The organism is Streptomyces sp. NPDC088762 (assembly GCF_044750905.1).
GTDB lineage: Bacteria > Actinomycetota > Actinomycetes > Streptomycetales > Streptomycetaceae > Streptomyces.
In genome coordinates this window covers 532,474-545,681 of record NZ_JBIVKT010000001.1, presented here as the reverse complement: position 1 = coordinate 545,681, position 13,208 = coordinate 532,474, and the positions used below count along the sequence as shown (strand labels likewise).

Sequence of the window (13,208 nt, the reverse complement as noted above, 5' to 3'; positions counted from 1 at the left end):
TGACTCCTGAAGGTTAGCGCACAGACCCGGGAGGTCCAAAATCCGTTCCTGCCGAGCGTCTGCGCAGGTCACTCGTCCTCGGCGAGCGTCAGCTCCACACCGCCGACGAAGCCCGCCGACAGGTTGTAGATGAACGCGCCGAGCGTGGCCAGAGCGGTCGCCAGCACCACGTCGATCACGGCGATGACCGACGTGAAGATCAGGACGCGCGGCAGCGACAGGAACGACTGGAGGTCGAAGCCGTTGCTCTCGTTCGAGCCGGTCGCCTCGCTGATCGTGCCGCCGACGGTCGAGAAGACGCCCATCGCGTCCATGACCATCCACAGCACCGCCGCCGCCACGATCGTGCAGATGCCCAGCGCGATCGACAGCAGGAAGCTGACCTTCATCACCGACCACGGGTCGGCCTTGGCCACCCGCAGCCGCGCCTTGCGCGTCCTGGGGGTCATACGGGCCCCCGTACGCGGCTTGCGCTGGCCGGCAGCCTGTCCGCCGCCCCGGGGGGCCGCCGGGCCCGAGGGCGCCGGGTAGGCCTGCGGCGCTTGGTACGGCTGCGCGGGCGGCTGCGCCTGCGGGCCTCGGGTATCCGTCACGATTCCCCCTTGGGAGTCCGCGGCGGGGCCACGGGCACCGTTCTCTCCAGTCTCGGCCGGTCCGGCGCCCGTGGCTCCACTCACGACTTACTCCTCGTGCTCCCCAGCCGAGGGCTCGGTGCCCTCGGCGGCCTCGGCGGCCTGTCCCTCGGCTGCCTCGATCTCGTCGACCTCGTCAGCTTCCTGACCGGCCTCGGCGTTGCGGGCGATGCCGACCACGGCATCGCGCTTGCCCAGGTTGATCAGCTGGACGCCCATGGTGTCACGGCCGGTCTCCCTGACTTCGTTGACGCGCGTACGAATCACACCACCGCTGAGCGTGATGGCGAGAATCTCGTCCGTTTCGTCCACCACGAGCGCCCCGACGAGGGACCCGCGGTCCTCCACGATCTTGGCGGCCTTGATGCCCAGACCGCCGCGACCCTGGACGCGGTACTCGTCGACCGGCGTCCGCTTGGCGTAGCCGCCGTCGGTCGCGGTGAAGACGAACGTACCCGGCCGCACAACGCTCATGGAGAGCAGTTCGTCACCTTCGCGGAAACTCATGCCCTTCACGCCCGAGGTGGCGCGGCCCATCGGGCGCAGCGCGTCGTCGGTCGCCGTGAAGCGGATCGACTGCGCCTTCTTGCTGATCAGCAGCAGGTCGTCCTCGGCGGACACCAGCTCGGCGCCGATCAGCTCGTCGTCGCCGCCATCCTCGGTCTCCCGGAGGTTGATCGCGATGACGCCACCCGAACGGGGCGAGTCGTAGTCCTTGAGCGCCGTCTTCTTCACCAGGCCGCCCTTGGTGGCCAGGATCAGGTAGGGCGCCGCCTCGTAGTCGCGGATCGCGAGGATCTGGGCGATCTTCTCGTCCGGCTGGAAGGCCAGCAGGTTCGCCACGTGCTGCCCGCGTGCGTCCCGGCCGGCGTCCGGCAGCTCGTACGCCTTGGAGCGGTAGACCCGGCCCTTGTTCGTGAAGAACAGCAGCCAGTGGTGCGTGGTGGAGACGAAGAAGTGGTCGACCAGGTCGTCCTGCTTCAGCTTCGTGCCGCGCACGCCCTTGCCGCCGCGCTTCTGCGAGCGGTAGTCCTCGGTCTTGGTCCGCTTGACGTAGCCGCCGTGCGTGATCGTGACGACGATGTCCTCTTCGGCGATCAGGTCCTCGATGGACATGTCCCCGTCGAAGGGAACCAGCTTGGAACGCCGGTCGTCGCCGAACTTCTCGACGATCGCCGCCAGTTCCTCGCTCACGATGGAGCGCTGACGGTCCTCCGAGGCCAGGATCGCGTTGTACTCGTTGATCTTGGCCTGGAGCTCGTCGTGCTCGGCGACGATCTTCTGCCGCTCCAGGGCCGCGAGGCGGCGGAGCTGCATCTCGAGGATGGCGTTCGCCTGGATCTCGTCGATCTCCAGCAGGCCCATCAGGCCCTCGCGCGCGATCTCGACGGTGTTGCTGCGCCGGATCAGCGCGATGACCTCGTCGATCGCGTCCAGGGCCTTGAGCAGACCGCGCAGGATGTGGGCGCGCTCCTCCGCCTTGCGCAGGCGGAAGCGCGTGCGCCGGACGATGACCTCGATCTGGTGCTGTACCCAGTGGCGGATGAAGGCGTCGATCGACAGCGTGCGCGGCACGCCGTCCACCAGGGCCAGCATGTTCGCGCCGAAGTTCGTCTGCAGGTCGGTGTGCTTGTACAGGTTGTTCAGCACGACCTTGGCGACCGCGTCGCGCTTGAGGACGATCACCAGGCGCTGGCCGGTCCGCGACGAGGTCTCGTCGCGGACGTCGGCGATGCCGCCGATCTTGCCGTCCTTCACCAGGTCGGCGATCTTCTGCGCGAGGTTGTCCGGGTTGGTCTGGTACGGGAGTTCCGTGACCACCAGGCACTGGCGGTTCTGGATCTCCTCGACCTCCACCACCGCGCGCATCGTGATGGAGCCGCGACCGGTCCGGTACGCCTCCTCGATGCCCTTGCGGCCCACGACCAGGGCGCCCGAGGGGAAGTCCGGGCCCTTGATCCGCTCCAGGAGCGCGTCCAGCAGCTCCTCGTGCGTGGCCTCCGGGTGCTCCAGCGCCCACTGGGCGCCGGCCGCGACCTCGCGCAGGTTGTGCGGCGGGATGTTGGTGGCCATGCCGACGGCGATGCCGGCGGAGCCGTTGACGAGCAGGTTCGGGAAGCGCGCCGGCAGGACCGTCGGCTCCTGGTTGCGGCCGTCGTAGTTGTCCGTGAAGTCGACGGTCTCCTCGTCGATGTCCCGGAGCATCTCCATGGCCTGCGGCATGAGCTTGCACTCGGTGTAGCGCATCGCGGCCGCCGGGTCGTTGCCCGGAGAGCCGAAGTTGCCGTTCGAGTCCACCAGCGGCATGCGCATCGACCACGGCTGGGCCAGGCGGACCAGCGCGTCGTAGATCGAGGAGTCACCGTGCGGGTGGTAGGTGCCCATGACGTCGCCGACGACGCGGGCGCACTTGTAGAAGCCCTTCTCGGGCCGGTAGCCGCCGTCGTACATCGCGTACAGCACGCGGCGGTGCACCGGCTTGAGGCCGTCGCGCACGTCGGGCAGCGCACGCGAGACGATGACGGACATCGCGTAGTCGAGGTAGGAGCGCTGCATCTCCGTCTCGAGCCCGACGGGCTCGATGCGCAGCACGGGCTGCTCCTCCGCGGGGGTCTCTGCGGTGGGGGTGGTTTCGTCGGCCATTGCTGGTCAGAAGTCCTTTCAGGCGGCGGTCAGCGGAGCCGACTCAGATGTCGAGGAAGCGGACGTCCTTGGCGTTGCGCTGGATGAAGGAGCGACGTGCCTCGACGTCCTCGCCCATCAGCACCGAGAACAGGTCGTCGGCCTGCGCCGCGTCGTCCAGCGTGACCTGGCCGAGGACGCGGTGGTCCACGTCCATGGTGGTGACGCGCAGCTCCTCGGCGTTCATCTCGCCCAGACCCTTGAAGCGCTGGATCGAGTCTTCCTTGATCCGCTTGCCGTTCTGCTTGCCGAGCTCGACCAGGGCATCGCGCTCGCGGTCCGAGTACGCGTACTCGAAGTCGTCCCGGCCCCACTTGATCTTGTAGAGCGGCGGACGCGAGAGGTACACGTGCCCGGCCTCGACCAGCGGCCGCATGAAGCGGAAGAGGAAGGTCAGCAGCAGGGTGTTGATGTGCTGGCCGTCGACGTCGGCGTCCGCCATCAGGATGATCTTGTGATAGCGGAGCTTCTCGATGTCGAAGTCCTCGTGCACGCCGGTGCCGAAGGCGCTGATCAGCGCCTGGACCTCGGTGTTCTGGAGGATCTTGTCGATACGGGCCTTCTCGACGTTCAGGATCTTGCCGCGGATGGGCAGGATGGCCTGGTACATCGGGTTGCGGCCGGACTTCGCGCTGCCGCCGGCGGAGTCACCCTCGACGATGAAGATCTCGCACTTGGTCGGGTCGTTCGACTGGCAGTCGGACAGCTTGCCCGGCAGCGAGGCGCTCTCCAGCAGGCCCTTGCGGCGGGTCAGGTCGCGGGCCTTGCGGGCCGCGACGCGCGCCGTGGCGGCCTGGATGGCCTTGCGCACGATGTCCGCGGCCTCGACCGGGTTGCGGTCGAACCAGTCGTTGAGGTGCTCATGGACGACCTTCTGCACGAAGGTCTTGGCCTCCGTGTTGCCCAGCTTGGTCTTCGTCTGGCCCTCGAACTGCGGCTCGCCCAGCTTGACCGAGATGATCGCCGTCAGGCCCTCGCGGATGTCCTCGCCGGCGAGGTTGTCGTCCTTCTCGCGGAGCAGCTTCTTGTCGCGCGCGTAGCGGTTGACCAGACCGGTCAGCGCCGCGCGGAAGCCCTCCTCGTGGGTGCCGCCCTCGTGCGTGTGGATCGTGTTCGCGAAGGAGTAGACGCCCTCGGTGTACTGCGAGTTCCACTGCATCGCGATCTCGACCGAGAGCATGCGCTCCTTGTCCTCGGCCTCGACGTCGATGACGGTCGGGTGGATCAGCTCGCCCTTGCGCGAGTTGAGGTACTTCACGAAGTCGACGATGCCGCCCTCGTAGTAGTACTTCACCGTGCGGGCCGTGGGCTCGGCCACGTCCGCGTCGGGGTCGTCCGCGCCCACGGTGGCCTTCGCCGACTCGCGCTCGTCCGTCAGCGAGATCGTCAGGCCCTTGTTGAGGAAGGCCATCTCCTGGAAGCGCCGCGACAGCGTCTCGAAGGAGTACTCGGTCGTCTCGAAGATGTCCGGGTCGGCCCAGAACGTCACCGACGTGCCGTGCTCGTCGGTCTCCTCGTTCCGCGCCAGCGCCGCGGTCGGGACACCGAGCTTGTAGTCCTGGGTCCAGCGGTAGCCGTCGGTCTTGACCTCGACCGCGACCTTGGTCGACAGGGCGTTGACGACGGACACACCCACACCGTGCAGACCGCCGGAGACGGCGTAGCCGCCGCCGCCGAACTTGCCGCCCGCGTGCAGGACGGTCAGGACGACCTCGACGGCCGGCTTGCCCTCGGAGGGCACGATGCCGACCGGGATGCCGCGACCGTTGTCGACGACGCGGACGCCGCCGTCGGCGAGGATCGTGACGTCGATGGTGTCCGCGTGCCCGGCCATGGCCTCGTCGACGGAGTTGTCGACGACTTCCTGGACGAGGTGGTGCAGACCTCGCTCACCGGTCGAGCCGATGTACATGCCGGGCCGCTTGCGGACCGCGTCCAGGCCCTCGAGGACCTGGATCGCACTGGCGTCGTAATTCTTCTCGTTGGAGTCGCCGGAATCGGCCACGAAGCGCCCTTTCTGGCACAGCGCAGCCCGTACTCCCGGACCAGCGTGTGCGCCGGAGGAGCGGCCGCGTCGATCTGCGTTGTCTGCGTGATCCCGCGAACGGGCGGGATTTCCTCCAGTCTACCGGTACCACGGACATGAATGGGGGTTTGCCGGTACCTGAGTCCGCATGTGCCGCCCTGAACCGCCACTCTCCGACTCCCCATATCCGGGAAGGGGCTCAAAGAGGCTCACACGGGCACCCAGCCCCTCGGCCTGTCAACCTCCGACTACCGTGAGGGACACCACCCGCCCCACCCCCGCCGACAGGACCGAACGAGCCCCCCGGGACCGAACCACCCCAGTGAGACCAAGCCCACCCACGACGGCCCCAAACCCAGCCACGGCGGGGCCAAACCCAGCCACGACGGACCCCAACCCAGCCACGTCGCGGCCAACCCAGCCCCGCCGGCGCTTGAGGCGCGGGGCCCGGGGCGGAGCCCCGAATCCCTGAGCCGCACCAAACCAGCCAGACCGGCCACATCCAGCCCACCGCCCGACCCTCCCGGCTCCCCCCAAACCCAGATCCGGGCTCAGGGGGCCGAACCCAGCCACAGCAGGCCCCAACCCAGCCACGACGGGACCAAATCCAGCCTCGCCGGCGCTTGAGGCGCGGGGCCCGGGGCGGAGCCCCGAATCCTGGACCCGCACCAACCCAGCCAGACCGGCCCCATCCAGCCACGGCACGGCCAAACCCAGCCTCGCCGGCGCTTGAGGCGCGGGGCCCGGGGCGGAGCCCCGAATCCTGGACCCGCACCAACCCAGCCAGACCGGCCCCATCCAGCCCCTCCGGCGCTTGAGGAGCGGGGTCCGGGGCAGCCCCCGGGACCGGCACCGCCGGGGGCTACCCGTACGTGTCGCCCGGCCCCGAACCCCCCGGCGCCCGCCAGGGCCCGTACGGCTTGGGCCGCCCCCCAGGCCCCCGCACCTGGATCATCCGCACCGTCCCCTGCCCCAGCTCCGCGTTCAGCCGCGCCACCAACTGCGGAGCCAACAGCTTCAGCTGCGCCGCCCACGCCGAAGAGTCACACCGCACCACCAGCTCCCGGTCCTCGTACCGCTCCGGTACGCAGTGCGCCGCGATCTCCGGCCCCACGATCTCCGGCCAGCGCTCCATCACGCCCGCCACCGCCATCGGCATCTCCCAGCCGCGCTCCGTGCGCAACCGGTCCAGCGCCGCCATCAACGGCATCGGGTCCCGCCCGTCCGCCCGCGCCCCCGACCGCAGCCCGGGCTGCTGCTGCCGCCTGCGCCCGGCGCCCGCCGCGTTCCCCCGGGCCCGCGCCTGCTCCCGCGCCGCGGCCAGCGCCTGCCGCGCCAGGTCCACCCCCGAGGCCTCCGGCACCTTCCGGGGTTCCTTGCCCGGGCCGACGCCCTGACCCGCACCCTGGCCGCCGCCGCGACCGCCGCCACCCTGCTCGCTCACCGCCGGGTCACCTCACCGCCGGACACCCCGAACCGCGCCCCCACCAGCACACCCGGAACGTCATCGTCCACCGCCGCCGTCACCAGCACCTGCTCCGCCGGAGCCACCAGCTCGGCCAGCCGCTCCCGGCGCCGCGCGTCCAGCTCCGCGAACACGTCGTCCAGGATCAGCACCGGCTCGTTCCCCTCCGACCGCAGCAGCTCGTACGACGCCAGCCGCAGGGCCAGCGCGTACGACCACGACTCCCCGTGGCTCGCGTACCCCTTGGCCGGCAGCTCGCCCAGCCGCAGCAGCAGATCGTCCCGGTGCGGACCGACCAGGGTCACGCCCCGCTCGATCTCCTGCTTGCGCACCTCCGACAGCGCCGCCAGCAGCACCTCGTAGATCGCCTCGCGGCTGCGCGCCGCCCCGCTGTCCACCGGCTCGCCCGCGGAGGACTTGTACGAGAGCCCCAGCGGGCCGCCGCCCGGCGCGAGCTGCTCGTACGCCTTGTCCGCCAGCGGCAGCAGCGTCGCGATCAGATCCAGCCGCTGCGCCAGCAGCTCCGCGCCCGCGCGCGCGAGGTGCTGGTCCCACACGTCCAGGGTCGACAGGTCCATCGACCGCCCCCCGTGCCGGCGCGCCATCGCCGCCGACTTCAGCAGCGTGTTCCGCTGCTTCAGCACCCGCTCGTAGTCCGACCGGACCCCCGCCATCCGCGGCGACCGCGCCGTGACGAGCTCGTCCAGGAACCGCCGCCGCTCCCCCGGGTCCCCCTTCACCAGCGCCAGGTCCTCCGGTGCGAACAGCACCGTCCGTACGATCCCCAGCACATCCCGCGGTCTGACCTGCGAGGACCGGTTTATCCGGGCCCGGTTCGCCCGCCCGGGATTCAGCTCCAGCTCGACCAGCTGCTGCCGCTCGCCCTGGGTGACGGCCGCCCGGATGATCGCCCGGTCCGCCCCCATCCGTACGAGGGGGGCGTCCGAGGAAACCCGGTGGCTGCCCAGCGTCGCGAGGTATCCGATCGCCTCGACCAGGTTCGTCTTGCCCTGGCCGTTGGGGCCCACGAAAGCCGTGACGCCCGGGTCGAGGGGGACCTCGGCCCGGGTGTACGAGCGGAAGTCGGCCAATGAGAGATGCGAGACATGCATACGGCGCCGACCTCCCCCGGCTTCCTGCTGCTGTACTGCTCTACCGCTGTGCTGCTCTGTGTCGCCGTGAGGACGGCGAAGACCGCGCCGGAGCTACTTCTTCTCCACCGCGTGCCCGCCGAACTGGTTGCGCAGCGCGGCGATCATCTTCATCTGGGGGGAGTCCTCCTGACGGGACGCGAACCGCGCGAACAGCGAGGCCGTGATCGCGGGCAGCGGAACGGCGTTGTCGATCGCCGCCTCCACCGTCCAGCGGCCCTCGCCCGAGTCCTGGGCGAAGCCGCGCAGCTGCTCGAGGTGCTCGTCCTCGTCCAGCGCGTTCACGGCCAGGTCCAGCAGCCAGGAACGGATGACCGTGCCCTCCTGCCAGGAACGGAAGACCTCGCGGACGTCGGTGACCGAGTCCACCTTCTCCAGGAGCTCCCAGCCCTCGGCGTAGGCCTGCATCATGGCGTACTCGATGCCGTTGTGGACCATCTTCGCGAAGTGGCCCGCGCCGACCTTGCCGGCGTGCACGGCGCCGAACTCGCCCTCCGGCTTGAGGGCGTCGAAGACCGGCTGTACCGCAGCGACGTGCTCCTTGTCGCCGCCGTACATGAGGGCGTAGCCGTTCTCCAGGCCCCACACGCCGCCGGAGACACCGCAGTCGACGAAGCCGATGCCCTTGGCCTTCAGCTCCTCGGCGTGCTTCTCGTCGTCGGTCCAGCGCGAGTTGCCGCCGTCGACGACGATGTCGCCGGGCGAGAGCAGCTCCGCCAGTTCGTCGACGGTGGACTGCGTCGCCGCACCCGCCGGGACCATCACCCACACCACGCGGGGGGCCTGCAGGCTGTCCACAAGCTCCTGCAGGCTGTGGACATCGGCGAGGTCCGGGTTGCGGTCGTATCCGATGACGGTGTGGCCTGCGCGGCGGATGCGCTCGCGCATGTTGCCGCCCATCTTGCCGAGACCGACGAGACCAAGCTCCATCAGGTGGTTCCTTAAGCGTTGTGACCGTCTGTGCCGGATTCCCCGGTTCCGGGGGCACCCAGGCTCCGAGCCTACGCCGGGCGGCCCCCGCGGGCCCCACGGGCGCTCCCGCGGCAGGCCGTCGGCGTGGCCCGGCGCGGCGGGGAAAGCCGTCGGGCCCGGCCCGCAGCCTGCGAGACCGGGCCCGACGTACGAGGGCGTCAGCCGGACAGGCGGACCGGCATGATCAGGTACTTGTACGCCTCGTCGGCTTCCGCGTCGACGGCCGGGCGGCCGCTGAGCAGCGCCGGCTTGGTGGACGTGGTGAAGCTCAGCTGCGCGGCGGGCGAGTCGATCGCGCTCAGGCCGTCGAGCAGGAAGGTCGGGTTGAAGGCGATCGAGATGTCGTCGCCCTCCAGCTTGGCGTCCACACGCTCCACAGCCTGTGCATCGTCGCTGGAACCGGCCTCGAGGATCAGCACGCCCTGCTCGAAGCTGAGGCGGACCGGGGTGTTGCGCTCGGCGACGAGGGCCACGCGCTTGACGGCCTCGACGAACGGGGCGGTCTCGATCACGGCGATGGAGTTGAACTCCGTCGGGAAGAGCGTGCGGTACTTCGGCAGGTCGCCCTCGAGGAGGCGGGTGGTGGTGCGGCGGCCGGCGCCCTCGAAGCCGATGAGGCCCTCACCGGCGCCGGAGCCCGACAGCGCCAGGGTGACGGTGTCACCGCTGGTCAGGGACTTGGCGGTGTCCAGGAGCGTCTTCGCGGGCACCAGGGCCACGGCGGACGCGTCCGGGTTCTCCGGCTTCCACAGGAACTCGCGGACCGCGAAGCGGTAGCGGTCGGTGGAGGCGAGGGTGACGCGGTCGCCCTCGATCTCGATGCGGACACCGGTCAGCACGGGCAGCGTGTCGTCGCGGCCGGCGGCGATGGCGACCTGGGCGGCGGCGGAGGCGAAGACCTCACCGGGGACGGTGCCGGTCGCGGTCGGCATCTGCGGCAGCGCCGGGTATTCCTCCACAGGCAGGGTGTGGAGTGTGAACCGCGAGGAGCCGCAGACCACGACCGCCCGTACACCGTCTGTGGAAATCTCCACGGGGCGGTTGGGGAGGGCGCGGCAGATGTCGGCGAGCAGGCGGCCGGAGACGAGGACGGTGCCGTCCTCCTCGACGTCCGCCTCGACGGAGACGCGGGCCGAGACCTCGTAGTCGAAGCCGGAGAGGCTCAGCGTGCCGTCCTCGGCCTTGAGCAGCAGGCCCGCGAGAACGGGCACGGGCGGCCGGGCCGGGAGGCTGCGGGCAGCCCAGGCCACCGCCTCCGCGAGTACGTCGCGCTCCACCCGGATCTTCACCGGAACCGCCTCCTGCTGTTGCTCGCTCGTCTGCCGGCCTTCGTCGTCGGCTCGTCGATGCCTCGACCGATGCCGGGGACCAGTCTGACGTACGGCGCCGACAGTCGTGGCTGCCGGCGGTCAAGTCGGGAGCGAGGAGCCGGGGCGGCCGACCGACGAGTTGTGCACAGGGCCTGCTTGAAAACCGAAACCGGCCTAACTCTCCATAGGGGTAGTAGTAGGGCCTGTGGAAACGGTGGATAAGCCCGTTCTCGCAGGTCATCCCGCGTTTTTTATCCCCACACCCTGTGGGTGGCACCGGTGGACAACACGGTGTCCCTGTGGAGAACGAAAAGTTCTGCACAGGTCGTCCCCAGGAGGCCCCGACTACTCCACAGGTGTGTCCCCAGCTTTCCCCCGGTACTCCACAAGCCAAACGTCCACCTTGGTGTGACGGCTTTCACTCCGGGCGGTGAGGAGGGGTGGCGCGTTGCCGAACAGTGGACAACGGTGTGGAGAAGGGATCGGATCCTGTGCACAGGGTGCGGAAAACTGTGGGCAGCCGGTGGACAACGCGGTGGACAGTCCTGTGGACGAATTCTCTGTCCACAGCCTGTGGATGACGGTCGCGCACAATTCCACAGGGGGCTGACCTGCCCTGATGGTGCCTCACCCCGTACCCCTGTGGACAGATTGTGGGTGACGGATCGCGTCCCCAGGGTGTGGACGGAAGAAAGTCGGTGAATCTGTGGATGACTTGCCCATCAGGGGGCGTATTCGAACAGGTCAGGGGCGCGCGCATGAAGAAGGGCGCCCCCGTCATGACCCGGGAGCGCCCTCGGCGAGCGTGTGAAGGGGCTCTGGCGCAGCCGCCGAGCCCCCCGCTCAGGCGTTCTTGATGCGGTTGGTGAGCTCCGTGACCTGGTTGTAGATGGAGCGGCGCTCGGCCATCAGCGCGCGGATCTTGCGGTCCGCGTGCATGACGGTGGTGTGGTCGCGGCCGCCGAACTGCGCCCCGATCTTGGGCAGTGAGAGGTCGGTGAGCTCCCTGCACAGATACATGGCGATCTGGCGGGCGGTGACCAGCACCCGGCTGCGCGAGGAACCGCACAGGTCGTCCACCGTGAGGCCGAAGTAGTCGGCGGTGGCCGCCATGATGTCGCCGGCGGTGATCTCGGGCGCGCTGTCCTCGCCGCCGGGGATCAGGTTCTTGAGGACGTCCTCGGTCAAGCCCAGGTCGACCGGCTGCCGGTTGAGGCTCGCGAAGGCCGTGACGCGGATCAGCGCCCCCTCCAGCTCGCGGATGTTTCGCGAGATGCGGGAGGCGATGAACTCCAGTACCTCCGGCGGGGCGTTGAGCTGCTCCTGGACGGCCTTCTTGCGCAGGATCGCGATACGGGTCTCCAGCTCGGGCGGCTGGACGTCGGTGATCAGGCCCCACTCGAAGCGGTTGCGGAGCCGGTCCTCGAGGGTGACGAGCTGCTTGGGCGGCCGGTCGGAGGAGAGGACGATCTGCTTGTTGGCGTTGTGGAGCGTGTTGAAGGTGTGGAAGAACTCCTCCTGCGTCGACTCCTTGCTCGCGAGGAACTGGATGTCGTCGACGAGCAGGATGTCCATCTCGCGGTAGCGCTTGCGGAACGCGTCGCCCTTGCCGTCGCGGATGGAGTTGATGAACTCGTTGGTGAACTCCTCGGAGCTCACGTACCGCACGCGGGTGCCGGGGTAGAGGCTCCGCGCGTAGTGCCCGATGGCGTGCAGCAGGTGGGTCTTGCCCAGACCTGACTCCCCATAGATGAAGAGGGGGTTGTACGCCTTCGCGGGCGCCTCGGCGACGGCCACCGCTGCGGCGTGCGCGAAGCGGTTGGAGGCGCCGATGACGAAGGTGTCGAAGAGGTACTTGGGGTTCAGCCTCGCGGTCGGCTCGAGCGGCCCGGAGGTGGAGCCGCCGGAGGGGGCCGGGGGCGCTGCGGGCCGGCCGGGGGCCTGGCGCGGCGAGGGCTGCTCGTACTGCTGCTGCTCGTACTGGTGCTGATTGTGCTGCTGGTGCGACTGCTGGGAGTCGTACGGGGAGGGTTCGTACGGCTGCTCGTAGGACCCCTGCTCGTAGGCGGAGGGCTCGGACTGCTGGAGGTAGCCCGGCTGCGGGGAGGCGTAGGGGTCGCGCTCGGGGAAGCCGCCGAGGCGGGGCTGCTGCCAGCCGTAGTCGTCCTGCTGCCCGCCGCGGGGCCAGGCGCCGGGCTCGGGGCGCTGCTGCTGGTAGTCCGGATAGGCGGGACGCGCGGTGGGCAGCTGGTCGTCGGAGGACTGGCCCGGTCCGCCGGGACCGCCGCCGGTGCGCTGGCCGGCGTAGGGCTCGTAGTCACCGCGCTGCTGGACGGGCGGGGCGGGCGGTGCGGGCTCGCCGGCGGAGTCGTCCACGGTGATGGCGATCCGGATGGGGCGGCCGCACTCCCGGCTCAGGGCGTCGCTGATGAGGGGGGCGAGGCGGCCTTCGAGGACGCGCTTGCCCCATTCGTTGGGGACGGCCAGCAGCGCGGTGTCGGCGACGAGTGCCAGGGGCTGGCACCGCTCGACCCACTGCTTGTCCTTGGGTTCGACCCCGGGCTGTCCCTCCCCGAGGAGCTTTTCGAGCACCCTTGGCCACACTGCGGCAAGATCGGCAGGTACGTCAGCCACAGAGCACGCTCTCTCACAGGAGTCCCACGAATGTGTGGTTCTTTGGGACGGTCGGGACGAAAAATCCGGGATCAGACAACGGTAGTCAGGCCAGCGGGTACGGTTCAAGTCGTTGTCCACAGGCTGTGCACAGTGTGGGGCAGCCTCGGCTCGGTTTGACCGGATGGCGTAGCCGCGCGTACCGTAACGAGGTCGAGTTGTCGATGGCTGCTGCCGCCTGCCTACCGATGGGCGAAGATCACTTTTTGTGATCGTTTAGCGGTGCCACTCGGGCGAACACGCGAGTTTCCTCGTGGGCGCACGGTGACAGCCAGGCGATGTCCCGCCACAACGATT

The 13,208-nt window shown here is 69.6% G+C and carries 8 protein-coding genes; all 8 read right to left on the bottom strand.

Going from position 1 to position 13,208, the window contains the following annotated elements:
- Positions 1-68 precede the first annotated feature (68 nt).
- The 8 genes from ACIP5M_RS02535 to dnaA all read right to left on the bottom strand — a co-directional run bounded on the left by ACIP5M_RS02535 (position 69) and on the right by dnaA (position 12,872).
- Positions 69-677 (bottom strand): DUF3566 domain-containing protein, encoded by a 609-nt coding sequence (locus ACIP5M_RS02535; protein WP_401190991.1) that lies wholly within the window; start codon positions 675-677, stop codon positions 69-71.
- Positions 678-680: 3 nt separating this feature from the next.
- Positions 681-3,275: a DNA gyrase subunit A gene (gyrA, locus tag ACIP5M_RS02530; protein ID WP_401190990.1), complete on the bottom strand. Its 2,595-nt coding sequence runs from the start codon at positions 3,273-3,275 to the stop codon at positions 681-683.
- A gap of 43 nt (positions 3,276-3,318) precedes the next feature.
- Complete coding sequence (gene gyrB / locus ACIP5M_RS02525) at positions 3,319-5,340, bottom strand: DNA topoisomerase (ATP-hydrolyzing) subunit B (RefSeq protein ID WP_401191845.1); 2,022 nt, start codon at positions 5,338-5,340, stop codon at positions 3,319-3,321.
- 862 nt (positions 5,341-6,202) lie between these two features.
- Positions 6,203-6,784, bottom strand: coding sequence for a DUF721 domain-containing protein (locus ACIP5M_RS02520; protein ID WP_401190988.1), 582 nt, complete (start codon positions 6,782-6,784; stop codon positions 6,203-6,205).
- On the bottom strand, positions 6,781-7,917 hold the full coding sequence (gene recF / locus ACIP5M_RS02515) for a DNA replication/repair protein RecF (RefSeq protein WP_401190986.1): 1,137 nt from the start codon (positions 7,915-7,917) through the stop codon (positions 6,781-6,783). Before recF ends, ACIP5M_RS02520 begins: the two co-directional genes overlap by 4 nt.
- Before the next feature lie 93 nt (positions 7,918-8,010).
- A complete protein-coding gene (gene gnd, locus ACIP5M_RS02510; RefSeq protein WP_401190984.1) occupies positions 8,011-8,886 on the bottom strand; it encodes a phosphogluconate dehydrogenase (NAD(+)-dependent, decarboxylating) in 876 nt (291 codons plus the stop codon).
- Positions 8,887-9,086: 200 nt separating this feature from the next.
- Entirely contained in the window at positions 9,087-10,217 is a 1,131-nt protein-coding gene (dnaN, locus tag ACIP5M_RS02505; protein WP_214930797.1) for a DNA polymerase III subunit beta, read from the bottom strand.
- Positions 10,218-11,081: 864 nt separating this feature from the next.
- Positions 11,082-12,872 carry a chromosomal replication initiator protein DnaA gene (gene dnaA, locus ACIP5M_RS02500; protein ID WP_401190982.1) on the bottom strand — a complete coding sequence of 597 codons (1,791 nt, stop codon included), beginning with the start codon at positions 12,870-12,872 and terminating at the stop codon, positions 11,082-11,084.
- Between the last annotated feature and the right edge of the window lie 336 nt (positions 12,873-13,208).

What these genes read in the sequence shown, in the direction of transcription:
- recF (WP_401190986.1), bottom strand. Translation starts at nt 7,917, where the DNA reads ATGCATGTCTCGCATCTCTCATTGGCCGACTTCCGCTCGTACACCCGG.
- gyrA (WP_401190990.1), bottom strand. Translation starts at nt 3,275, where the DNA reads ATGGCCGACGAAACCACCCCCACCGCAGAGACCCCCGCGGAGGAGCAG.
- gnd (WP_401190984.1), bottom strand. Translation starts at nt 8,886, where the DNA reads ATGGAGCTTGGTCTCGTCGGTCTCGGCAAGATGGGCGGCAACATGCGC.